The sequence below is a fragment of the Carboxylicivirga longa genome, assembly GCF_050589825.1.
Taxonomy (GTDB): Bacteria; Bacteroidota; Bacteroidia; order Bacteroidales; family Marinilabiliaceae; genus Carboxylicivirga; species Carboxylicivirga longa.
In genome coordinates, this window is sequence record NZ_JBNGOZ010000011.1 from 127,137 (window position 1) to 149,267 (window position 22,131).

The following is a 22,131-nucleotide window of genomic DNA, read 5'->3' on the forward strand; positions in this document are numbered from 1 at the left end:
TATCCATTTCTTAGTTGTTGGTACCTTCTGTTTTACTAAGGTGCTTGTCGTAAAAGAATAATGCTACTACAGCAGCCAAACCAATAATGAGAATAACCGTCCAGATGGATGCCGGGTTATAGGTGTCCCACAAGTAGTTGGTCAGTTCATTGCTGTTCATATTCATGGCCGTAGCCGCTTGTTCAAAATATTCGTTTTGTGTCAGCCCCTCATCAATGCTCAGTCCCCGGGCCGCTACTTCCTGCTTTACAAAAGTGGTTTTGTCCGACATCCACTCATAAACATTACCAGAGATGATACCTGCAAATACATTACCTAAAAATACAGGGATAAATGAATAGCCCATGTACAGTGCTTTTTTCTCCGGTGGCGCAATGCGGCCAATGTATTCGGTAATCTTTGGCGAACCGGCCATTTCGCCGATGGCAAAAATGTAAATGGCTACCAGGGTAAAAAGCACGTTTTGCGTAGTCAAAGTCAAGGCCATACCAATGGCACACACCAAAAATCCAACCATCATAGAGCGCAAAGGACGCCATTTCATTACAATGCTCGATACGATAACCTGAAACAAGATGATGTACATGGCATCGAAGTTAACGATGAACTCGGCCTGCATCTGCCCCGTTGCCGTGCCATAGTTCTCGCTGAAGAAAGGCATGTTGGCACTAAAAAAGTTATAGACCGAAGAGGTATCGACCCACTGCATGATAAATACAGGCAGGGTAAAGAATAATTGGTTATACATGGTCCAGAAACCCGCTACAATCAGCAAGAAGAGAACGAATTTACCATTGGCCATCACCTCAAAAATATTGGTGAATATCTTGCTGATAGAGGCACCCAATGTATCGTTTGAAGTCTCACGCTCGGGCTCTTTATAAAATAGCAGCAGAAAAAAGTTGATAGCGATAATGCCGGCGGCAATATAATATACCAGGGTGTAGGATGAGTCTTTAAACAACAGAGTTACCAGCGGTCCAAAGAAGGCACCGAGGTTCACCATCATATAAAAGATGCCAAAACCGATAGAGGCTGTTTCGTCGTTAGTGGACTTGGCTACCGTTGCAGAAATGATAGGCTTAAACAGGGCTGCCCCCAAAGCCAGGTACAGGTAAATAAGAAATACACCGATGAACGATTTGAATAGAGGCATGAGGATAAATGCCGAGGTGTAAATAATAAAGGCGATAAAGAGTACGCGTTTATAGCCAAATCGGTCGGCTATGGAGCCGGTAATAACGGGCAGAAAGTAAAGGATACCGGTACCCACACCCATGATAATACCTTTTTGTGCCTGCGACAGTTCAAGGCCGCCCACATCGATGGAGCTGGTTAGGTAATTGGCAAAAAGCATGAAAAACCCGTACCAGGCAAAGCGCTCGAAAAGTTCAATAATGTTAGCCACCCAAAATACGCGTGGGAATTTTTTAAATGTTCGTGTAATGCTCGACATATAGCTGTTCTAGTTTGTTTATACGTTTCAAGAAACGGCTAAAATAGTTTCTTTAGTGCATAAACCAAATGCCTTTAGTCATCTTATTGGTTAAATGCGGTCTTTTTAGTGGCCAGGTAAGTAGTAATAAAGATGAGTTTAACACGCTGACTCAAGGCGGTGTAGTTAATTTTTTCGGGGGTATCACCCGGCTTGTGGTAATCGGCATGTAATCCACTGAAGAAAGCCAGCACCGGTATGTTCAGCCGATGAAAAGCATAGTGGTCCGATAGGCGGATGAAGTTACCGTAGGGCTGAGGTTCATTATAATTGTTTTGTATGCTCAGTGTTTCAGTAAGCTTATTGGCGGCCTGCACCAGGGTATCAAACTCCGGGTAATGCTGGTTACCAATGGTGTAGATATAGTTGGATTTATGGGCAGAGTCAATGCGACCCACCATGTCAATATTGATATTGGCTTTAATGTTAAAGTCATGCTCCTGTGGGTGGTTGGCAAAATAAAGAGCACCTAACAACCCTTTTTCCTCCCCCGAAGTAGCCAGAAAAATCAGATTTTTGTCCAGCTTATCTCTGAGTGGCACAAAGGCATGAGCCAGCTCTAACATGGCTGCTGTGCCACTGGCGTTGTCATCAGCGCCTGCATAAAGGCGGTTGTGTCGTTCGCCCATATGATCGTAGTGTGCACTAATCACCAGGGCATCTTTTGTTGAATTATTGGCGGGCAATATCGCAGCTACATTGTAGGCTTTTGCTCTTTGGATATGAACGGGGCCGTGCAGCGATACCGTGGGCTGTGGCAGTCTGCGCAGTTGACGTCCGCTCAAGGCCTTCAGTTCCTCGAAGGAGCAATTAAAAATAGAGGTGGCTGTTGATTGTTTCAGGGCAAAGGCATGGATGAAACGATTGCTTAATTGTGGTTTGTCCTTCAATAGCAATTGACGCTGATGTCGTGTGGCAATCAAGTCCGACAATTTATCAAAAGCAGAAGTATCCTTAGCAGGCACCATAAACAGGGCAAGGGCATCTCGCTGCTTTAAACGATTGGCCAGCTGATACCAATTGTTTAAGTTATCTGCCAAGGCCACTGCAACCTTCCCTTTCAGCTCCAGTCGATCCAGTGAGGCGGCATCGCCCCGGCCAATAAAAATGGCCTTGCTGTATTGCCGGGGTTCAATAGGGTTCGTTCCCAGGTATACGAAATCCTGAAAGTGAATGAGGGGAGTTTTGTTAATCTGCACATTGATTTCACCCCATTGCTGAGACCATAAGCCTATATCTTGCAGATAAGTGGTGTCTTTCAGGGGGTGTAGCCCTTGTGCCTTAAAATGATTGATGATGTATTGGGCTGCCTTGTGCTCGCCGGCTGTAGCAGTGCCTCTCCCTTGCATAGAATCGGCCGCAAGTGTGTAAACATGTTGGCGCAGGCTTTGTGTGCTTATTGCATCCAGGTAGTTACTGTTAAAAGAGCTTTGTGCTGAGGCAAGCAGGCTGCTCAGATATAGTAGGATGAAGAAAGTGATTCTCATGTTCAATCGGGTATCATATGTCAATGCTTTACGCTTAAAGATACTATTTTTTAGACGTTGTAGGCTTTTGAAACCTGTGCTTATCTTAGTTTTTGGTGCCTGAGCACTTTAAAAGTAAATGTGTGAAAAGGGGAACGAAGAACCTTTTTAGTGCTGTTCTGCCAACTATTAAAGGTATGTTGTGTGATTTAATATTAAGTAACGTTTTTTACATGGAGGCACATACACAAATGAATAGCGGTTTTATTATCTTTGGCTTTCATTATTTTTTAACTGTATAATTGTGCCTTTACAGGCAATAAATAAAGCACTTACCATGAATTTTGTAGAAGAACTAAAGTGGCGTGGCATGATACACGATGTTATGCCGGGTACAGAAGAGCAACTTAAGAAAGAACTGACATCGGCGTATGTGGGTATCGATCCAACGGCTGATTCATTGCATATTGGTCATTTGGTGGGTGTGATGATGTTGAAACACTTTCAGGCTTGTGGGCATAAGCCGTATGTATTGGTAGGTGGTGCTACCGGTATGATTGGTGACCCTTCCATGAAGTCGCAGGAGCGTAACTTGCTTGACGAAGAATCGTTGCGTCATAATCAGGCCTGTCTGAAAGAGCAGCTGGCTTTGTTCCTGGATTTTGACTCGTCCTTGCCCAATGGTGCCGAGATGGTGAATAACTATGATTGGATGAAGGACTTTTCCTTCCTTGAATTCATTCGGGATATTGGTAAACACATCACAGTTAACTATATGATGGCCAAGGATTCAGTTAAGAAACGCCTGGGAGAGGAGTCACGCACCGGATTGTCATTTACCGAGTTTACCTATCAGTTGGTACAAGGCTACGATTTTCTTCATCTTTATAAAGAGAAGAACTGTAAGCTACAGATGGGCGGTTCTGATCAGTGGGGCAATATCACCACCGGTACAGAGCTGATTCGTCGCAAAGAGCGGGGGGAGGCCTTTGCCTTAACTTGTCCATTAATAACCAAGGCCGACGGAGGTAAGTTTGGAAAAACAGAGAGCGGTAATGTTTGGCTCGATGCTAAAAAGACAAGCCCATATCATTTTTATCAGTTTTGGATGAATACCTCGGATGAGGATGCAGAAAAATATATTAAGATATTTACCATGCTAACGCGTGAGGAAGTAGAGGCATTGGCAAAGGAACAAGCTGAGGCACCTCACTTGCGTCCTATGCAGAAGCGTTTGGCTGAAGAGGTGACCGTGATGGTGCATGGCCGTGATGCCTACGAGTCGGCTGTGGAAGCCTCACAAATTTTATTTGGCAAAGCAACTACCGAAGCTTTGCGCAAGATCGATGAGCAGACTTTATTGGCTGTATTTGAAGGCGTGCCACAGTTTATTGTGGACAAGGCCTTGTTTAATGCAGGTGTTAATATAGTGGATCTGCTGGCTGGTGAGGCCGATGTTTTTCCATCGAAAGGGGAGTTGCGACGTACTATTAAGGGGGGTGGCTTAAGCATCAACAAAGAAAAGGTGGTCGATGCCGAAATAATGGTGAATAGCGATGCTCTGTTGAATGGAAAATACTTGTTGGTACAAAAGGGTAAGAAGAATTACTTTTTGCTAATTGCTCAGTAAGCAAGCTTTTCAAAGGGTGCTTGCCCAATAGTATATAACCTTTTCCGGAGTGTTTAGCTTTGGAAAAGGTTTTTTTGTGATTTTTATAATGATAATAATCTTAGCTCTGCGCTTGTGCTAATTCTTCTAGTGGAATTCCAAACCAATAAGTGAGATGTCATCGAAGGCTACACCTTCAGTCTCAATGCGGTCGATAATAGCCCGCAAGCCAACGAGGTTTTGTTCCAGTGGTAGATCATTGTTCATGACAGCCTCTACTTCTTCGGCACCCGACTCCACCTGATGTCCATCATCCAGTTCAACCAGTCCATCGGTAAAAGCCAGTAGCTTAGAACCCTTGGGGATGTGTACCTTGCCCTGCTCTATGGAAGGAATAAAATCAAGCATACCCAAACCAATACAGCCTTTTTCGAGATGTACCAACTGTTGCTTGCGTGCATCGTACAGCAGTGGTGGTAGATGACCTGCATTAACATAGCTTAGTCGGCGAGTTATCAGATTATAACGGCCAATGAAGAGTGTGATAAACTTCTCGCTGTTGGCACTTTCGTTGACGCGAGCATTAAGCTGGTGTATCAGCTTTTTTAAGTTACAGCTGTATGAGAAGAGTGAGCGTATAACAGCCTGAAAATTGGACATTAACATAGCTGCTGAGATGCCTTTCCCCGACACATCGGCGATGCAGAAGCCAATGGTATTGCGCGACAGGCGGAACACATCGTAATAGTCGCCTCCAACGCCCATATGGGGTTGGTAATAGGTATGAATATCCAGCTTTGACGTTTTGGGCAGCTGGTGCTTATTGGGTACCAGTTGATTTTGGATGCGAGAGGCAAGCTCCATCTCTTTCTTAATTACCTCCTGCTCTAATAACTCCTGCTGCATGCGTTTATTTTCCACAAAAACGATGATCAGGTTGGAGATAATCTGGATGAGCTTCAGGTGCTTAATAGTAGGACTAATGCCCTGTTGTTCCTCCTCAATATCGCCAATTAGCACGTAGCCAATGGCCTGGTAGCGATGAAAAAGCGGAATTACGGCGTCAAAACCCTTGAGTTTGGGCGGATGCGACACGGTGATGCTTTCTATGGTTTTGTATTGCAACAGATCATCTTCTACGTTGATGGCTGCTGCCTCCTCCTCGGTTACACCGGATATCAGTAAATTCTGCCAGGTATCGTTGGAATAGGTATAAACCAGTACCTTGCCTACTTCCAACTCCTCGCGAAGCAATATCTCAAACTCCGACACTAAGTCTTCTATCGTGTGGTCCTGATTGATGGTCTGCGCAATATCCAGGATGATGTTTAATCGATCCTTGTATAGGCGGAGGCGTTTCTTTTTTAATTGCGTAACCATATAAACTAACTCTTTCCAACTAAGGTATTAAAAAAAACTACAAAAGGCAGCTTTCTTACCCTTTCTCTTTTTTTGATAAAAGTAACACCCTGTTATAATCTTTATGTAAAACATTAAAGGTGCGATTATAACAGGGTATTTTTGGTGTTACTCCTTTACACGTTCCACGTAGGAGTTGTCACTTGTGTTTATCTTAATTTTATCACCGGTATTGATAAACAGGGGTACCATAATAGTAGCACCGGTGGTTACCGTGGCTGGCTTAAGTGAGTTGGTCGACGAGGTATCGCCTCGCACACCCGGCTCGGTATAGGTGATTTCAAAAACTACGTTAGCAGGCAGGTTCACCAATAATGGCGTTTCAGTATCGGCGTGATACACTACTTCAACTTCCATACCCTCATTTAAAAGGCCTGTGTTGTCTATTAATGACTCTTCAATGGGAATTTGTTCGAAGGTTTCGGAATTCATAAAGTGATAACCCATATCATCTTTATACAAAAACTGGTGTGGGCGGCGCTCAACGCGTGCTTCATTCACTTTTACTCCCGCGTTAAATGTGTTTTCCAGTACTTTGCCGGTTGATACATTCTTAAGCTTTGTTCTCACAAATGCCGCGCCTTTGCCCGGCTTAACGTGTTGAAATTGTACAATGAAGAATAACTGCCCATTGTGCTCTATACACATGCCATTTCTAAAATCAGCTGTAGTTGCCATACTATTGAAATTGTGATTATTATTTCTAAAAAAAACGCTGCAAAAATAAGTTAATTCTTACAAAAAACGAATTGTATAGCTTAAAAGGTCGCTGTTAGTCAAAGATTAGCGGCGTACACTGCTAAATGGGTGCTTGAGTCCTTTAAACTCGATGAGGTTGCAGGTGAAAGATCCCACCGATAGGTCGAAACGTACACGCACGGGTATGCGGTTCTTGTCGCGCGTGACCCAAACCTGCATGTCATCTTCGGTTTTAAAGGAGCGTCCTACCTCCGTTACCGGCGAAAATTTGTAGCATTCGATTTTGCCGAAGTTCGTTTTGATGACTTCCGTGCCCCGGTAACGTATGCGCAATGGAAAATTCTCATCAGAGAAATAGGTCATAAATGCAATGACGTCACCGTCCTTTAGCTTGTCGTTGAATTTATGGTTACGGGCAAAGTAAAAGGCCGACAGTATGTCGAGGATGCCATCCTGTACCTTGTGAACACCCGACTTCTGAGAGATTACCTGAGCAGAGTCGCGTAGGTATTCTACCTCGTTATAATAACGATAGCGTCCTTCGCGTATGCTGCGTATGGCCTTAACCGGTTCATTGCTTTTAACGCATATAAAGCTTTCGTATCGGTCGCGTATCCGATAGAGTACATCGGCAAGTCCTATGGTAACGCCGCGCCCGACAACATGATGTACCGGAGTGCCGTTCAGTAGCGAGTCTTTCACTGTAAGGGTGGCTTTACCACCGGTTACAAAGCCGTAGTTAAGTCCATATACAAGATGTTCGCCATCCTGATAGGCGCTATGCTCTGTGAGGGGATAGGGGGGTATAAATACGCTGTCTTTTTTTTCTTCTTCAGCAGCTGAAAACGAAAGGAAGCCGGTAAAAACAGAAAGCAATAAGAGAATTCGTTTCATAAGCGTTATTTTCGATATTAAGATAAGATTACTTACCCTATATGACAAATAAACGCTCTGGAATACTTATGGTTGTAGTCTATAGTACTTTTTTCTTTGGTGTGGTCGCCACAAAATCTTTCAGATAAAAGGGTTCAAAGTAGGCTACATCTACAAATTTATTATCCTGATAATATTGCTCGGCCAGGGGCGCCAGATTTTTGGCCAGGGGATGGCAGTCATCAATAAAAATGGCGTTGGGGTGAGCAATAGTTGTTTTGCATTTATGGGCTCCATTGCCAAAGAAATAAACACAATGTTCAGATAGCCAGTTGCGGTAGCTTTCCTCATCAATTATTTTGGCTGATATGGGCTCCAGTAAGTTCAGGTCAGTATCGAAAATGGCCGTATACACCTCCATGCGTCGGGCATCCATCATGGGACATAGCACGGTGGGGCGATCGCTATGTTGTTCAATGCGGTTTAGCATTGGCTGCGCCAATATATGCATGGAGTCGATGGCAATCAGTGGTTTGTTTAAGGCATAGCAAATGCCCTTGGCCGTTGAAACGCCTATGCGCAGGCCGGTGTATGATCCGGGACCGCTGCTTACCGCTACGGCATCAATTTCATTCAGTTCGGGTATTGAGTCTTGCGCAAACAGCTCTTGGATTAAAATGGTCAGGTTAGATGCATGCGAATTAACCTGGTACAATTCTTTCGATGCTATAACATTTCCGTTATCACTGTAAGCCACCGAACAAACGCCGGTTGATGTTTCAATACTCAATATTTTTGCCATATCCTTAATTTATGGCACAAAAATAATAAATAGTTTGAAAGCGTTTGTAACAGGTAAAAATAAGGACTTAATCTTTCTTGTTATCAAAAAGCTTATCAACCACCTGCACCGCCGTTTCATGTTTTAACTTACGCGAAATGGCCGAGTAGGGGCCACTGATTACCATTTCTCCCTCGTCGATGCCCTCCAGAATTTCTATATAACGGGTATTCTGTATGCCCGGCACTACCGTTTTTTGAATGGCTAAGCCTTCCTCAACCACAAACACCACTTCAATACGCTTTTCCTTGTCCGCTGTTATTTTTACAGAATCATTTTGAATAGAGTCGGGGCGTGTTGTAACCGACTGAATGGGTATGCTAACAGTGTTGTAGCAGGTGTTGGTTTGTATATCCACAGTGGCCGACATGCCGGGGCGGAAGGGGTACTTGCTGGTGGCCTCATCGCTAATCAGGTGCTGGTAGGAGGTGGGCAGGATGAGTACACGGACCTCGAAATTTGTGATTTGGTCGGCACTGGCACCTTGCGTTTTGGCTGAATTGGCAATCTGCGTCACAATACCTTTAAATTTTTGTTTCAGGTAGGCATCTACTTCAATCAGGCAGGTATCGTATTGACTCACTCTGATGATATCGTTTTCGTTAACATCTACCAGTACCTCCATTTGATGCAGGTTAGCCAGTGTCATCATTTCCGTACCTTCAAACTGGGCAGTACCTACTACTCGCTCTCCTTTTTCCACATTCAGGCGCGAAATGGTTCCATCCATGGGTGCGTAAATGGTAGTTTTATTCAGGTTGTCTTTGGCTTCGTTAAGGGAGGCTTTGGCGTTACGCAACGAGGCCTTTGCAGCGGCCTGATTGGCTTTTGCCACCTCATAGTCGGAGGCTACTTGTTCAAAGTCGGCTTCAGAAATGGTTTTATCAGCCCATAGCTTTTGATTGCGGTGATAATTTAGTTCTTTCTGCTCACGCTGAGCTTGTGCCTGAATAAGGTTGGCTTCGGCCGACTTGAGGGCAGCCTGCATCTTTTCGTAGTTACGCTCATAAATATCAGGTTGTATGCGTGCCAACACCTGTCCCTGTTTAACTTCTTGACCTTCTTCTACTGTTAGATCCAGTATCTCTCCCGATACATCGGAGCTGATTTTTACTTCCACCATGGGTTTTATTTTGCCATTGGCAGTAATGGTTTCGGTAATGGTACGCAGGGTGGCTTTTTCGGCCAGTACTTTTTCCTGATAATCCTGACCAATCCAGCCTTGTTTTTTACCGATAAGGAGTACAATAAGGATGACAAATAGGGCAGCGATGGCGATAATAACGGGTTTCTTCATAGATTCAGTAATTTTATCATGGCTAATTTAATAAATAAGTTGACTGAAAAAGAGACAGAAGGTAGAAGTTTTGTCAATAAAAAAACCGGATACTGAGCTGTCAGTATCCGGTAACTGAAAATATAGGGTAAAAAGGGTATTATGAACTTATAGAACGATGGGGATGCCTTTGTAGAAATCTAAAATTTTGGTGCGCAGTATGTATTCGTATTTTGATTGTAGCAGATCGGATTGAGCGCGAGTGTAATCGGTTTTGGCTACATTGTAATCAACCGAGTTAACCAAACCTACATTAAATTTCTTTTCGGTATAGCGGAAAGATTCAGCGTAGGAGTTGACCGCTTCCTGGCTTGACAGGTATTTATTGTAAGCCGCCATGGCATCGGCATAAGCCTGCTGAATGCTTTTTCGTAATTCCAGTTTTTGTGCCTTTAATTCAAACTGAGCATCTTTTACACCCAGCTTGGCATTGGTTACATTATTGCGCGTTTGCAACTTATTGAAAATTGGGATGCGCAGCGTAGCTCCAATGTAGGAGTTGGCATTTGACTTAAACTGATCGCTCAGCGAGCGATTAATGCCGTCGGGATCATCGGCCAGCCAGTTGGCCGATGATCCGTAGCCTGCACCAACTCCCAGAGTGGGATAGTATCGCGACCGGGCTATTTTTAGGTCATAATTTTTACTTTCCACATTGTAATTAGCGCTTTTTATCTCGGGCATGATCTCCAGTGCAGTGGCAAATACAGCCCCTGGATGCTCGGGCGTAAAAGCCTTAAGGTCGGGTATCTCAGGACTTACAATATCGAATTCGATAGGGCGCTCCAAATCCAGTAACTGAGCCAGGTTAAGAAGAGACAGTGCCAAAGCATTTTTCTGCTGGGTTACATTTAAGGCCTCCTTGGCAGCCTGTGATTTTATTTCCAGAAAACTACCCATAGCTGCGCTGCCGGCATCCACCAGTTTTTTGGTGCGCTCTACTTGCAGCATGCTTGTTTCGTATTGCTCCTGGGCCACGCCAAGCAGCTCTTTATTGAATAGTATCTGCAAGTAATGACCTGTAATTTGCAGGCCAATGTCATTTTTTGTCTTCTCCATGTCCTGGATGGCGGCCAATAGGTTGGTTTTGTTTCTCTTGATGGTGTTGTTGAGACGAAGACCTTCAAATAAGGGCACGCTGGCACTGGCACTGGCATTGAATGAGCGGGTATTTTGGTCAATATTTTGTCCCGATTCACCGGCCTGCTGAATCCAGGTATAACCGAAGTTTAATGATCCCCCGGTTTGAGCATTCAGATCGGGCAAGCGGTCAAGCTGACTTTGCTTTAACAGATTTTCCTGATACTGTGTGTTAATGGCCTGGCGTTGTATGGTAATATTGTTTTCATGTGCATAATCGATGCATTCGGGAAGCGACCATTGTGTCTTTTGGCTTGGCCATTCTATTTTCAAAGAATCCTGAGCTTGCATGTTAAACGCCATTAAACAAATGGTAGCAATAGCAATGATTGATTTCATCGGTATATTTTTTATTGGTGTGAGCCTAAGTTTTCTTAGATGCTAATTTATCAATATTTATTTAATTAGCTCTTGGGTATTTTGATCTTATCTTCCTTTGTAATACCTTCTTTGATTTCAATTTTAATGCCGTCGGACAGGCCGGTTGTAATCAAACGTTTTTCAAAAATCTGCTCTCCGGTCTCTATTTCCACAAAGGCAGAATCGTTGCTGAAAGTGATGAGTTTTTCTTTTAGTGCCAGTACACTGTCTCGACGATCGAGCACTATGTCAGCAGTGGCACTATATCCGGCACGAATAAATTGTCCTTGCTTGAGTTCTACCGCTGCTTTTATTTCAAACTGTATGGCTCCGTTTTCTTCAACACCTTTGGGGGCAATGGATTCCAGGGTAGCATCGTAGGTTTCATCTTCGATAGCACCGATGGACAGTACCAGATCCATTCCTTGTCTGATTTTACCCACTTCAGTTTCGTCCACTTTGCCTTCAAAAACCATTTTGCCCATATCAGCTACCGTGGCGATGGTGGTACCATCATTAAAAGTATTACTTTTAATCACCGAGTTGCCTTCTTTGATAGGCACGTCAAGCACCATGCCTGTTATGGTTGATCGTATCAGTGTATTGGTTTGGTTTTTTGAATTGCTGGTCACACCTTCTTTTATCAGCTGAAGGTTGTTTTCGGCGGCTTGCTTGTCTGCTTCGGCTGTTTGAAAGCGCAGTTTTTCTTCCAGATATTGTGATTCTGGAATTACGCCCGTGTTGAATAACTCCTGCTTGCGATCAAATTCAATTCGTGCATTTTCATAACTTATCTCAGCCCTTTTGAGTTGCGCCTCAGCGTTGTTGACTTGTATCATCTCCGGGATAATTTGTACTTTGGCAATTAAATCGCCCTTTTGCACTTCGTCGCCCGCCTCCACAAATATTTGAGTAATAATACCTGACTCCTGTGGCTTTATCTCAATCTCTTTGCGAGGCACAACAGATCCAGTGGCCACTGTTTTTTTAACGATATTGGTTACCTCAGCAATCTCTGTTTCGTAAACGACAGGGTCTTTTTTTGATTGGTTATACAGGTAAAATACCACCCAGGCAAATAATGCGATAAATATAACGCCACCTATTATTTTCAGTATCTTTTTCATCGGTTCAATTTTTTATAGTTCTAAAGTTTATGTGTATTATTCATGTCTTAGTGCCTCAATAGGCTTTATCTTAATGGCTTTTAAGGCTGGTATAAGTCCTGCGATAAGCCCTACGATAATAAGCATGGAAAGGGCGGCAATGGCTAGGGGTAGGCCTACTTCCGGATTCAGGAAAAATGTTTCCTCTTCACCAGTGCTTCCCGCCCGTGAAGCATCCACGGCCATGTCAACCACGTAAAGGATGATGGTGCCCAGAGCGAGGCCGATGAATCCAGCGATTGTTGTTAAAAATACAGATTCGGTAAGCAGCTGACTAATAATGATGGCTGGTCGTGCCCCAATAGCCCGCTGTATCCCTATCTCTTTGGTTCGTTCTTTTACGATTACCAGCATTATGTTGCTGATGCCTACAGCTCCAGCGATCAGGGTTCCGATGCCTACTACCCATATTAAGATGTCAATCCCCAGAAAGATAAAATTCATGGTTTTGATTTGGTTCTCCAGATTAAATTGGCCAATGGCTTCATCATCTTCGGGCGACAGCTTGTGGTTATTTTGGAGTATAGGTTTAATTTTGTTAATCACTGCTTCTACCTTAACTCCTTTTTTGGCTATCAGCCCAAAGTAATGTACCTGATCCCCATAATTGAAGGTTTGTTGCATGGCGGTGAAGGGAAGATACACGGTTTCTTTTTTGTTACTTCCGATATTAATCTGGGGGTTATTGGATTTAAATACACCTACTACCATAAAATAGACACCGTTAACACGCAGATACTCACCTACCGGATCCTCCCCCTCGTCAAACATCACTTCGTATACCTTTTCGCCAATGATGCACACCTTTCGTTTGAGCTTAATATCCTCATCGTTAATGTAGCGACCATAGGGCATAGTGCAGGGATCAATATCCCGATAGCTCGGGTAGTCACCCATTACATTGAAAGCGGCAGAGCGTTTACCGCGTACGATATTTTCACCGCTGCGCAAATTCCAGCCGTTAAGGCGTGGTGAGATGACTTCCACCTCAGGTACCTGGTCTTTAATGGCGTTGATGTCATCATTGTTTATTTGCCAATGCCGACCTCGATTAAATCCGGCATAGGCAACGGTGGTGTTGTCGGCCCACACAAAACCGCTATTGGTAGCAAAATCTTTAACGCCTTCGTATACTCCATTTTTCAGTCCATTTCCGGCACCGGTCATCACCACTAACATTAGAATAGCCCAAAGTACGCCAAAGGCAGTAAGTATGCTTCTTAATTTATTTTTTTTAATGGCATTAAATATTTCTTGCCACCGGTCTTTATCAAACATAGCGCTTGTATAAGTTTTTTTATTATTCATCGTGCAGCGCCTCAATAGGCCTTATGGCCGAGGCTTTGCGGGCGGGTATGTAACCGGCTATAAGGCCGGCAATCACAAGTATAGCAAGTGCCGAAAGAGCAACGTTAAAATCGGCTGAGGGATTAAAAAAGGCCCGTTGCACATCCTGATTATCAACGGCCATTTGTTTCAGTATGGCTGACACACCGGCGAGTAAGCCCATTCCGGCCACCAGGCCAAAGAATCCGGCGAGTGCTGTTATCAATACCGACTCTGATAATACCAGGCGGATGATGGAGAAGGGGGTGGCACCAATGGCTTTACGGATGCCAATTTCTTTTGTGCGTTCTTTTACCAAAATAATCATGATGTTACTAACACCCACAATGCCAGCTATGATGGTCATTATTCCTATTACCCACACAAACATGCGGATACCGGCAAAAACCCCTTGAGCTTGTTTGAAGTTTTCAAGCGTATTCCAAATACCTATGGCCTGCTTGTCTTCAGGTGCAACCCGATGTCGTTCGATGAGTAGGTTACGCACCGCCTCTTCAATACGCTTATTTTCGGCTACAGTAACGGCATTGGTGGCAATGGCCATTTCCGTCAGGCGGTTATTGCCATTAAACACTCGTTGGGTAGTGCTTAGGGGCATGTATAATTGCTTACGGTCTTTGTTTTCCGGATTATTAAACGTACCCACTACCATAAAAGGCACGCCATTAACACGTATGTATTTACCAAGGGGGGCTTCCTCTTTGAATAGATGTTTTTGAACCGCTTCGGAAATGATGATGGTTTTTCTAAACTGTTTAATGTCTAGTGCATTGATATAGCGTCCTTGCACCATATCCACCAGTTGTATTTTTTGGAACTCTGGCATGACGCCTTCGATTCGAAAATCGCCGTATTGATTTTTATAAGTAACACCATAATCGCCCCACAGATGAAAGCGACCGGAGAAATTGTCCATATCATCTTCGAACTTACGCTGTAGTATCTCACCATCGGCAACCGTAAAATTGATGCGGCGTCCGGCTTTTAGTCCATCGTGCGCTACCTGAGTGCGACGACTCCAAATCCAAAGAGCATTTTTTGAGGTGCTCTTAAAGTTAAATTCCATGCCATTTTGCAAGCCTTTGCCAGAGCCCAGCAGGATAATGAGCATAAATATTCCCCATGCCACACTGAAACCGGTCATTATAGCACGTAGTTTATTTTGTCGAAGGGTTGAAAAAATTTCTTGTAAATAATCGATCATGACAATATTGACTTGGGTTGGCTTAGCTGGGTATGATGGTTAGTTGCAGTACGATGATTCGATTCAATGATACCATCTTTTAGGCGTATAATTCGTTGTGTCATCTCTGCGATATCATTTTCGTGGGTTACAATAATTACCGTTATGCCTGAAGCATTTACTTCCTTAAGGATGTCCATCACCTCATACGAAGTTTGTGTATCGAGAGCACCCGTTGGCTCATCGGCCAGTATTACCTTGGGTTTTGATATGAGGGAACGGGCAATAGCAATTCGTTGCTTTTGACCACCCGACAGCTCACTGGGTAAATGATTCCACCACTCTTTAAGACCGAGTCTGTCAAGTAATTCTAATGCTTTGGCGTTACGTTTTTTTCTATTCACGCCCTGATAATAAAGGGGAAGAGCCACGTTTTCCATGGCGTTTTTGAATGAAATGAGGTTGAACGACTGAAAGATGAAGCCGATGTACTTATTGCGAAAAGCCGCGGCCTTACGCTCACTCATTTTTTGAATTAGGATGTTGTTGAGATAGAACTTGCCTTTGTCGTAGTTATCCAATATGCCCAGAATATTGAGTAGGGTTGATTTACCTGAGCCCGATGACCCCATGATGGAGACCATCTCGCCCTCATGGATATCTATGTTCAGCCCTTTTAATACATGCAGTGCGTTACTCCCTGTTATGTATGATTTGTGAAGTTCATTTACTCGAATAATGCTTTGGCTCATAGTTTTTTACACTTTAGATCTGTAGAATCTTATCATCGTACCTTGGTGTATCAATCTGTGTGCCTAATTATAGAATCATCACGTTATCAACGCATTGAATGGAAGGTTGAGGTTGGGCTTTGGTGTTTGTTGGGTGTTTTGTTAAAGATGTCTGTACGTTTTCGCACACAGCTTTTAACAAAAGCCGCTAAAACATTGGGCTATGTGATAGTAATGGGTGTTATTGTACGCAGTGTGCGTTTGCGAACAGTTGGGTGGAAATGATAATGAGATTATTCCTCCTCCCGATCTGATTTAGCAGTGGCATGGGCAGCCAGGGGAGCCGTCAGATAGATGAAGAGCATAACAAGTAAGGCTTTGAGCCAAACTAAGGAAGTAGAAAAAAACAGCGCAACGCCCAGAATGAGCCATAGCATGCCAAAGGAAGTGGCTTTAGTAGTGGCGTGCATACGACTGTAAAAGTTTTTGAAGCGCAATAGCCCGATGGCGGCGATAAGAATAAAGGCAGCACCCAGAAGTGTGAATATGGCGATAAGAGTTTCCATTATTTGTTACGTTTTAGATAGGTGGAGATAGCTACTGTGCCAATAAATGAAATCAGTGATATGATGATGACAATGTCAAAGTACATAGCTTGCTGCATTAGCATGCTATAGACAAGGATGAAGCCCATGCTGATTGAGGAAATAAGATCCATGGCCACGATACGATCCTGAATGGTAGGGCCTTTTACAATTCGTATCAACGCCATTACAAAGGATAGTAGTAAGAGTATGGCGGCCGCTATAAAAGCGATTTCCAGCAAGTTGTCATTCATTATTAATGCGTTTAATTTTATTCTGCAAATCCTCAAATTCGGCTAGCATATCAGCCATGCTGCTTTGGTAAAGCACGTGCACGATAATATGTTGCCGGTCGGGTGTTATGTCAATGGATAGAGAGCCGGGCGTCATGGACACCAGATTACTAAATAAAAGTACGGAGGCATCAGAGCTCAGTATTAGAGGTACCTTGATAAAACCCGGATTTGTTTTTAAGCGGGGCGTTAGCAGGTCATAGGCAATATAAAGGTTGGCCTGCACCAGTTTTGAAAAATACAGCCCTATAAAAGCAATTGTGTAATAGAGTTTGCGAATTATTTTCATGGCTATTGGTTATTTAAAACATGGTGTATATAATCGCTAGGATCAATTAGTTGCTGCGCTGCTGCCATAGTATAGTCAAAAATAGTGGCCGCAAAAAGTCCCAGAAACACACTAACCAATGCTAATATGATCAAAGGAATCAGGTGAGGAACCCACAAGCTTTTACGTATATTCAACTGAGATGATGAAGGATCTTTCTTTAAAAAGGCTTGATTCCATATTTTAATCTTGGAGTAAAGTGTGAACATGGCAGTAATTACTGCAGCCGCCACAATTAGGTAGTCCTGTGCTTCGATGCCGGCTTTTATCAACATGAATTTAGGAAAAAAGCCTGACAGGGGCGGAACGCCCACCAGGGCAAAGGCGGGTATGATAAACAGAATGGCCAATAACGGATTTTGTTTTAGCAATCCCCCTACTTCTTTGAGGTGAAAGCTGCCTTGGCTGCGGTGAATAACCCCGGCAACCAAAAAGGTATTGGTTTTGGCAATCATATTGTGAAGCATAAAAAAGATGGCACCAGCAATGGCCAGGGGTGTAAATATGGCTAGCCCCATAATCATATATCCTATCTGGCTGATGATATGATATGAAAGAATACGCCGGATGTCATAGTGAGCAGAAGCTGCCATGCCACCAATCACCATTGTGAGTCCGGCTATAACAGCCATTGTGCTAAGCCAAAAAGATTGATCCTGCACAAAGAAAAGGGTAAAAAAGCGAATAAGGGCATAAACCCCCACCTTGGTCAGCAGTCCTGCAAATAACGCTGTAACGGTTATGTTGGGTGTATGGTAAGAGGCGGGTAGCCAGAAAAACAAAGGAAATACAGCTGCTTTTATACCAAAGGCAATGAAAAAAAGAGCCGTAGATGAATTAATGAGGGTGGACTGCGGATCAGTTCGCAGAATCTCCGCTAGGTGCGCCATGTTTAAGGTGCCGGTCTTACCATAGAGTAAACCCAGGCCGGCTAAGAACAGCAGAGAGCCAATAAGGTTGAGCGCCATGTATTTGATACCACCTTCCAGCTGTGCCTTGGAATGGCCAATAATTATTAAAATAAAGGAGGAAATAAGAATTACCTCAAACCACACATACAGATTAAATACATCGCCGGTGGTAAAGGCGCCATTAACACCCATCATCAGTGCAAAGAAAAATACATAAAAACGAGTGTGCTGATGTTGTCCGGGTAAATAATAAAGGGTGTATATGGTGATGGCCAGGCCTATGACAGCGGTTACTACAAGCATTAACGCGCTAAAGTAATCGATTACCAGCGTGATGCCCATAGGAGCCTTCCAGCCACCCATATTAAGTGTTAATATACCCTGATCTTTTACTTGAAAGAAGAGATATAACGAAAGCACAAGCAGGATGCTGCTGCCAATAATGCTGAGTGCCTGTGCAATTCTATGCGATTTTATGGCAATAAAGGCCAGAATAAACAGGAAAGGAACTAAGATGGGTAAAACGATTGCCGTCATATTATTGCTTGTCGGTTTTTTTTAATTGATCCAGATCATCGGTTCCGGTGGTTTCAAAAAATTTCAGTTTTAGAGCCAGGGCAAATACTGTGAGGCCAAAACCAATTACAACAGCCGTGAGCACCAGAGCTTGCGGCAGTGGATCAGCTATTTGTCCACTCGTAGTGGTAGCATCTTCAACAAAGGCAGGTTTGCCGGCAGTGAGGCCGGCCGACAAAAAAACCAATAGGTTTGTTGCATTACTCAAAAATATTAAGCCGATAATGAATTTTAAGATGCTTCGGCGTAATACCATGTAGGTTCCAGCTGTATATAAAACTCCAACTAATATGGCCAGTAGTATTTCCATTATCTGTTTTTTATTAAGGTGAAGAAAAACAATAGTGTAACACCAATTACTGCCATAAATACACCAATATCAAACACAAGTGGTGTTCCCAGCTTTAGTGTGCCGGCTATTCCCAATGGGATACTTACCCAATGTCCTTTTAAGGCCGGTTGCTGCATAAGAAGGGCAGGTACAAAACTTAAGCTTACCATTCCCAGGCCCCAGGAAATATAGGTGGTGGGTAGTATCCTCAGATTTAAGATTGTTTTTTGCCAGCCAAAAGCAAAACTATAGTAGATGATTGCCAGGGCAGCAAGTAGTCCGCCAATAAAGCCTCCGCCCGGATGATTGTGACCTCTTAACAAAGCAATAACCGCAAAAAGCATAAGAAGCGCCTTAATGTAACGAGCCGCCAGTTGTAATATTATTGAGTTCATACTTTCTTCGATTTTAGTAAAACAAAAACCCCAACAGCAGCTAAAATTAGCACACTGATTTCGCCCATCGTATCCAGTGCTCTGAAATCCACAAGTATAACATTAACCACGTTTTTGCCGTAGGCTTCGCTTAAGCTATTCTTTACAATTAATTCGGAGATGGGTTGATGGAAATCAACATGTAACGCCTTTAGCGCCAGAACGGTCATGACGCCTCCAAAGCTAAGGGCTATTAATAGGTCGCGTAAACGTGTCAGGCGCGATGATAAAGTTGCAAAGCGGGGTAGGCGCTGTAATACCAATACAAAAACGACCACTATAAGGGTCTCAACCAATATTTGTGTGATGGCTAAGTCCACAGCACTAAAATATAAGTAGATGAGGGATATGCCATAACCGCTAACACCCATGGCAATGATGGTGGTGATACGTGATGTGGCTACAAGGGCATAAATGGTTGCACACACAATAATCAGAACCAGGCCACTTATGTAATAAGGGCTTAGTGTAAAGGTACTGTCGAACAGCCAACTTTGTGTGTCATAAACTTGGTACCACAGAAAGAGTGAAGCAAATACAATAACACTAAGGATATAGTAACGGTGGTATCCGTGTTGAATAAGTTTAGTATTTCGTGCCGAAAGGTCAAGCAAAAATTGTAAAGTACGGCTGAAAATGTCGGTGAATTTAACCGAGAAAAACTTGCTGTTTATATTTCGCCATTTGGATAAGAAGTTCTTTCTGCTGACAGAAAGTATGAAGATAATAGTACCCAGTAGTATGGTTAGTAAGCTCAGCATAAATACATCGTTAAATCCATGCCATAGCTTTAGTTTGATGCTGATGGGCTCATTGCGGATCATCTGTAGTGCGGGTTCAATAAGAGAATCGCCTAATAGATTAGGGAATAATCCGAATAAAAGGCTAAGCAAAGCTAATACGGCAGGACCAACAAGGTATAACACGCCTTTTTCATTAACGGGCTGTGCATAGGTATGGGTTTTTCCAAAAAACACCCGATGTATAAAGAAGAGAGAAACAGCTACCATCAGGGTGTTGCCTCCTACGCCAAGGATAAGCACCAATGGGGCAATCTGAGGCGATTGTACCTTGGCCTCATAGATAAGTTCCTTGCCCAGAAAACCCAGCATGGGAGGAAGTCCAGCCATGGATAGTAAAGCTAGCAAGCTAACAATAAAGGTAATGGGCATTGAACGATTCAGGCCCCCCAGGCGATTGATATCGCGTGTGCCTGTTTTTTTATCGATCAGTCCCGCAATCATAAACAGGGCGGCCTTGTAAAAGGCGTGCACAAATAAAAAAAGCATGGCTGCCTTTACTGATAGCATGGTGTCGATACCCATTAACAGCATGAGGATGCCCAATGCGCAAATGGTGGTATAGGCCAATATGGCTTTTAAGTCGGTTTTTGTAATGGAAAAATAAGCACCCAGGAACATGGTAATGGCGCCACCCGCCGTTATGATATAGCTCCAGGCAGAGGTGCCACCCAGAATGGGGTTAAGCAAAGCCAATAGAAAGATGCCGGCCTTCACCATGGTTGCTGAATGCAGATAAGCACTGACGGGTGTTGGCGCCTGCATAGCGCCCGGTAACCAGAAGTGGAAAGGAAACTGAGCTGACTTTGTGAAGGCGCCAATTAATATTAGTATTAATCCGGGCAGGTAGACTGAACTGTTGCGAAGTGTATTGGCGTTTTCCAACCAGTCGTTCACCGAGTAGCTTTGTATCACACTACCAATCAATATAATCCCGCAGAGAAGCAATAGTCCACCCAGGGCGGTAATAAATAGCGACTGAAAAGCTGCCCCCCGTGCACTTTCCTTGTCGTGAAAGAAGCTGATAAGTAAAAACGACAGAAAGCTGGTTAGTTCCCAAAAGATAAAAAGCTGAATAAAGTTGGCAGAGAGCACTAGCCCAAGCATGGCCCCACTAAACAGGAAGAGATAGAAGAAAAACTTACTTGTGCCGGCGTATGATTTCATATAGGCCGCGGCATATAAGAATACAAGTGACCCTATGCCCGTTATTAGGAGTGCGAAGGTGAGACTTAAGCCGTTTAATGAGAAGGACAGGTTAAGACCCATTTGTGGTATCCAAGTATAAGATGTTTCTATGGAACCCCCATCGGCAACCTCACTTATGTGCGCAAAAAAATAGCTGAAAAATAGGAATTGAATCCCGGCCAGAATAACACCAGTAAATTTGCGAGAATGTTTGGGTAAAAAAAATATACTTAGGGCAGCGATTAGATATAGAATAAGGATGTATGCCATCTGCCGTTTTCTTTGTTAACTTATTTAAGTTCGATTATCGATTATTGAAACGCAAAAATAATATAATGTGTTCATTTATCAGTCAATCGGACTGCTGTTTTTGTAGGTCTATTTTTGACCTAGGCTTAATTTTTGCCCCTGAAATTGGTTGAATGCAGTCTTGGGGCTGCGGCTAGCCAAGGCACTTTTGGTGCTTATCGAATCACTTGTCAATTCTCGGTAAAAAATATTTCAATCCAAGTTGCACTGAATCAGGCCGTAGATGACGGGGCTTAAAATCCTTTCAAAAAAACCTCCCTTTAAAATTTGGAAGTAATAAAAAATAGTCGTTATTTTGCACCCGCTTTTGAGAACAATGGTTCTGCTGAAAGGCACGGTTGATAAGGGTTTAGGCGCTTATCGATACATTTTGAAAGGCAATATAGCAAAGGGCTATTGACAAGGAAAAAGAGAGTTCATAACTTGCTTGTCCTGTTAATAAGAAAGCTTCAAAATAATTGAAAAATAATTTTGGAAGTTTGAAATAAAAAAGCTTACCTTTGCAGCCGCTTCACAAACGAGGGAGTAGCAAAAAAAACGGGCTTCGGACAACGGACTCCGGACTTTTTTGAAAGACATAATGGTTTATGTTTCAGTTCGATTCTGAAAGTGTCACATCGGATGCAGGACATCTAAAAGATCTTTGAAAATATTGGATAGTACCTAATTTAAACGATTAAATTAGAAAGGTAAAAGTGAAACCTGAAGTCAA

At 43.3% G+C, this 22,131-nt stretch carries 20 protein-coding genes; 1 reads left to right on the forward strand and 19 read right to left on the reverse strand.

The features are described 5' to 3' along the window. Positions 1 to 10: 10 nt before the first annotated feature. Positions 11 to 1,456 carry an MFS transporter gene (locus ACRD7A_RS11350; protein ID WP_430812152.1) on the reverse strand — a complete coding sequence of 482 codons (1,446 nt, stop codon included), beginning with the start codon at positions 1,454 to 1,456 and terminating at the stop codon, positions 11 to 13. A gap of 83 nt (positions 1,457 to 1,539) precedes the next feature. Continuing rightward, positions 1,540 to 2,982 carry a M20/M25/M40 family metallo-hydrolase gene (locus ACRD7A_RS11355; RefSeq protein WP_430812153.1) on the reverse strand — a complete coding sequence of 481 codons (1,443 nt, stop codon included), beginning with the start codon at positions 2,980 to 2,982 and terminating at the stop codon, positions 1,540 to 1,542. A 316-nt stretch (positions 2,983 to 3,298) separates the two neighbouring features. Here ACRD7A_RS11355 and tyrS point away from each other — a divergent pair, with 316 nt between their 5' ends. Beyond that, complete coding sequence (tyrS, locus tag ACRD7A_RS11360) at positions 3,299 to 4,591, forward strand: tyrosine--tRNA ligase (protein ID WP_430812154.1); 1,293 nt, start codon at positions 3,299 to 3,301, stop codon at positions 4,589 to 4,591. A gap of 126 nt (positions 4,592 to 4,717) precedes the next feature. Here the strand turns inward: tyrS and ACRD7A_RS11365 are convergent, their stop codons facing one another. The 17 genes from ACRD7A_RS11365 to mbhE form a co-directional block, all read right to left on the reverse strand. Then, positions 4,718 to 5,950, reverse strand: coding sequence for a PP2C family protein-serine/threonine phosphatase (locus ACRD7A_RS11365; RefSeq protein WP_430812155.1), 1,233 nt, complete (start codon positions 5,948 to 5,950; stop codon positions 4,718 to 4,720). Positions 5,951 to 6,097: 147 nt separating this feature from the next. Then, positions 6,098 to 6,667: an elongation factor P gene (gene efp, locus ACRD7A_RS11370; RefSeq protein ID WP_430812156.1), complete on the reverse strand. Its 570-nt coding sequence runs from the start codon at positions 6,665 to 6,667 to the stop codon at positions 6,098 to 6,100. 105 nt (positions 6,668 to 6,772) lie between these two features. After that, entirely contained in the window at positions 6,773 to 7,582 is an 810-nt protein-coding gene (locus ACRD7A_RS11375; protein ID WP_430812157.1) for a DUF3108 domain-containing protein, read from the reverse strand. Between the two features lie 79 nt (positions 7,583 to 7,661). Then, positions 7,662 to 8,363: a tRNA (adenosine(37)-N6)-threonylcarbamoyltransferase complex dimerization subunit type 1 TsaB gene (gene tsaB / locus ACRD7A_RS11380; RefSeq protein WP_430812158.1), complete on the reverse strand. Its 702-nt coding sequence runs from the start codon at positions 8,361 to 8,363 to the stop codon at positions 7,662 to 7,664. A gap of 67 nt (positions 8,364 to 8,430) precedes the next feature. Beyond that, positions 8,431 to 9,699 (reverse strand): efflux RND transporter periplasmic adaptor subunit, encoded by a 1,269-nt coding sequence (locus ACRD7A_RS11385; RefSeq protein ID WP_430812159.1) that lies wholly within the window; start codon positions 9,697 to 9,699, stop codon positions 8,431 to 8,433. A gap of 147 nt (positions 9,700 to 9,846) precedes the next feature. Next, positions 9,847 to 11,217, reverse strand: a complete 1,371-nt coding sequence (locus ACRD7A_RS11390) for a TolC family protein (protein WP_430812160.1) — start codon at positions 11,215 to 11,217, stop codon at positions 9,847 to 9,849. 65 nt (positions 11,218 to 11,282) lie between these two features. Continuing rightward, on the reverse strand, positions 11,283 to 12,365 hold the full coding sequence (locus ACRD7A_RS11395) for an efflux RND transporter periplasmic adaptor subunit (RefSeq protein ID WP_430812161.1): 1,083 nt from the start codon (positions 12,363 to 12,365) through the stop codon (positions 11,283 to 11,285). A gap of 36 nt (positions 12,366 to 12,401) precedes the next feature. After that, positions 12,402 to 13,712 carry an ABC transporter permease gene (locus ACRD7A_RS11400; RefSeq protein WP_430812162.1) on the reverse strand — a complete coding sequence of 437 codons (1,311 nt, stop codon included), beginning with the start codon at positions 13,710 to 13,712 and terminating at the stop codon, positions 12,402 to 12,404. After that, positions 13,705 to 14,895: an ABC transporter permease gene (locus ACRD7A_RS11405; RefSeq protein WP_430812163.1), complete on the reverse strand. Its 1,191-nt coding sequence runs from the start codon at positions 14,893 to 14,895 to the stop codon at positions 13,705 to 13,707. The genes ACRD7A_RS11400 and ACRD7A_RS11405 overlap by 8 nt, the downstream gene beginning before the upstream one ends. 56 nt (positions 14,896 to 14,951) lie before the next feature. Next, positions 14,952 to 15,686 carry an ABC transporter ATP-binding protein gene (locus tag ACRD7A_RS11410; protein ID WP_430812164.1) on the reverse strand — a complete coding sequence of 245 codons (735 nt, stop codon included), beginning with the start codon at positions 15,684 to 15,686 and terminating at the stop codon, positions 14,952 to 14,954. Between the two features lie 272 nt (positions 15,687 to 15,958). Next, entirely contained in the window at positions 15,959 to 16,231 is a 273-nt protein-coding gene (gene mnhG / locus ACRD7A_RS11415) for a monovalent cation/H(+) antiporter subunit G (RefSeq protein WP_430812165.1), read from the reverse strand. Beyond that, complete coding sequence (locus tag ACRD7A_RS11420) at positions 16,231 to 16,503, reverse strand: MrpF/PhaF family protein (RefSeq protein WP_430812166.1); 273 nt, start codon at positions 16,501 to 16,503, stop codon at positions 16,231 to 16,233. The genes mnhG and ACRD7A_RS11420 overlap by 1 nt, the downstream gene beginning before the upstream one ends. Beyond that, positions 16,496 to 16,831, reverse strand: a complete 336-nt coding sequence (locus tag ACRD7A_RS11425; RefSeq protein WP_430812167.1) for a Na+/H+ antiporter subunit E — start codon at positions 16,829 to 16,831, stop codon at positions 16,496 to 16,498. The genes ACRD7A_RS11420 and ACRD7A_RS11425 overlap by 8 nt, the downstream gene beginning before the upstream one ends. A gap of 2 nt (positions 16,832 to 16,833) precedes the next feature. Then, the gene (locus ACRD7A_RS11430; protein ID WP_430812168.1) at positions 16,834 to 18,318 is read right to left on the reverse strand and encodes a proton-conducting transporter transmembrane domain-containing protein; all 1,485 of its coding nucleotides are present in this window, start codon (positions 18,316 to 18,318) and stop codon (positions 16,834 to 16,836) included. Between the two features lies 1 nt (position 18,319). Further along, on the reverse strand, positions 18,320 to 18,667 hold the full coding sequence (locus ACRD7A_RS11435; RefSeq protein WP_430812169.1) for a Na+/H+ antiporter subunit C: 348 nt from the start codon (positions 18,665 to 18,667) through the stop codon (positions 18,320 to 18,322). Further along, a complete protein-coding gene (locus ACRD7A_RS11440; protein ID WP_430812170.1) occupies positions 18,667 to 19,083 on the reverse strand; it encodes an MnhB domain-containing protein in 417 nt (138 codons plus the stop codon). The genes ACRD7A_RS11435 and ACRD7A_RS11440 overlap by 1 nt, the downstream gene beginning before the upstream one ends. Then, positions 19,080 to 21,380, reverse strand: a complete 2,301-nt coding sequence (gene mbhE / locus ACRD7A_RS11445) for a hydrogen gas-evolving membrane-bound hydrogenase subunit E (RefSeq protein WP_430812171.1) — start codon at positions 21,378 to 21,380, stop codon at positions 19,080 to 19,082. Before mbhE ends, ACRD7A_RS11440 begins: the two co-directional genes overlap by 4 nt. Between the last annotated feature and the right edge of the window lie 751 nt (positions 21,381 to 22,131).